The sequence below is a fragment of the Actinomyces sp. oral taxon 849 str. F0330 genome (genome assembly GCF_000239715.1).
Taxonomy (GTDB): domain Bacteria; phylum Actinomycetota; class Actinomycetes; order Actinomycetales; family Actinomycetaceae; genus Actinomyces; species Actinomyces johnsonii.
Genome location: NZ_JH470356.1, coordinates 63,239 through 65,396, shown reverse-complemented (window position 1 = coordinate 65,396; position 2,158 = coordinate 63,239). Strand labels below are relative to the sequence as shown.

2 pseudogenes are annotated in these 2,158 nt (G+C 70.7%); one reads left to right on the top strand and one right to left on the bottom strand.

The window, feature by feature from the left end:
- Positions 1 to 234, bottom strand: a pseudogene (locus HMPREF0975_RS16270) (hypothetical protein); the annotation flags it as partial.
- Between the two features lie 489 nt (positions 235 to 723).
- Between HMPREF0975_RS16270 and HMPREF0975_RS16265 the strand changes: the two are divergent.
- Positions 724 to 2,158: pseudogene (locus tag HMPREF0975_RS16265) on the top strand (hypothetical protein); the annotation flags it as partial.

Here is a 2,158-nt window from a genome sequence, read left to right as displayed (position 1 = left end):
GGCGGTGGCGGCCGGTGCGGGGGCCAGCCAGGCGCGCGTGTCCCGCCAGGCCCGGTGCGCGTACGCGATCAGGCGGGAGGGCCGGGCGGCGGGCGTCGTCGGAACGGTGGATGTGTCGGGGGCCTTCTGGGAGGGAGGCGCCGCAGGTGGCTGCGAGGAGACGGCGGAGGACGCCGGGGAGGGCGCGTTCTCGGGCACGTCCGGGGGAGCTGTACTGGACGGGGCCGACGGCATGAACACTCCTCAGACGGTAGGTGATGAGAGGTTGGCGGCGGATAAAGACCGGTTGGTTCCCCAGGGCCGGGGCCCACCGGTGAGCGGCGGAGACCAGAAGGGCTCATGGGATGCCCGAAGGTACCGCAGAGGGTCGGGCCGGAGGGGACCGGCCAGCCGACATTCTTATCCACTTCGTAGGCATCCTCATCCCCCTCGAGGGGGATATGACCATGAGACCGGTCTCTCCGAGAGTCGGGGGCGCCCCTGAGAGAAACCCCCGAGCGCCCCGCAGGGCGGCGGTTTTGTCACTGTTTCGGGTCCGGCGTACAGGCTCGGTGGACCACCCAGCGTTGCTGTGATGAGATAGTCTGCCGTGTGCTAGCGGTCGTGACAGGATGGCTGGGCGCTGCGGTGACGGACGGCTCGACCGTGCATTCGTCTGTTCGCGTGCCTGCCCGTGCTGGAGGCCATCGCGGAGCAGGACGACGAGGAAAGGCGGCCCCATCCATGGCCATGTACGAGCTTGATGGCAACCACCTCCTGCCCGTGCGCCTGGGACGCTCCGCCGATTCCATCACACTGTCTCACAGCCTGGTCGCCATTCAGCGTCAAATCGTCGACGTCCTGCGTCGTCCGCTCTTCCCGCTGTCCTGGGATGAGATCGACGGCGGAGCGAGCCTGACCGCTCTGGATGCCACCGGGCAGGTCGTCGTCGTCGAGGTCCTTGAACGCGTCGACTCCGCCGGGCTGCTGGCCGCCATGTCGCGCCTGACCCAGGCCGCCGCCGCAGGCCGACGCGAGATTGCCAGCAGGTACGCGGGCGGGCTGGGGGCCTTCAGCGAGGACTGGAACGAGTTCCGCGAGGCCATGCCGGCCCAGGTCGAGCCCGGGCCGCGGCTAACGATCCTGAGCGCCGCCCTGGAGCCCGACGTCGTCGGGGGGCTGGGCGTCCTGGCCTCCTCTGGCCTGGAGATCCACGAGGTGGACGTGCGCATCGTGGATGAGTCGCGCATCGTCGTCGTCGTGGAGAAGATCTCGGGGATGGACGTGGCCTCGGGCGGGCCACTGCTCGTGGCCCGCGCGCCCCGCCCGGCTCTGGCAGGTTCTGCCGGCGCTGCGGGCGCGGACGGCTCGCGCGCCGTCGACGCCTCCGAGCAGGTTGAGCAGACGAGCCCGGTGACCGGCCCCATCGAGATCGTCCTGCCGCCGGAACCCGTCGGAGACCTCGATGCAGACCCCGGCGCAGACGGCGGCGGAGCCATCCCCGCGGGGGCTTTCGCCGCATCGGGCGCCGCCGATGCGCTCTCCGAGCTGTTCGAGCCGGTGGCCGTGACCGCCGAGCAGCCACAGGTGCATGCCCTGGCGGCCCAGGGGCGGGCGGAGGCCAGGGACGAGGACCGGGCCCGGGAATCGGCCGAGGACATCGCCGATGACAACGCCCATGGCGCATCCGGCGACAGCTCCGATAATGCCTCTGGGGCAGACGGGCCCGACACGGCGGGTGACCCGCCCGAATCTCATACGGATGCCTCAGCCGGTGCTGCCGCCGATGACCCCGACATCGTCGGCGGTGCTGAGCCTCAGCCCCGCACCGCCGCATCTGACTTCGAGAACGGGCACGGCGGTGCCGACCGCGATGGCGACCGCGATGGCGACGACGAGGACGCCCCAGACGGCAAGGATGATGGTGAGCGGCCCGGCGCATATGGCACTGATAGCGGTGCTGACAAGACTGCCGGCGTCGGCGTCGGCCGGGACCTGGCCGACATCCTCAGCGGGGACTCCCTGACCGGCCCCATCACCATTGACCTGGGTGACGATCTTGAAACGGACGACGACCGTGCCGACGACGCCGACCCTGCTGATGACGCTGATGATGCCGATCCTGCTGATGACGCCGGTGCTCAGGCGCGGGCCGTTGCGGCGCTGGCCGGCGGCGTGG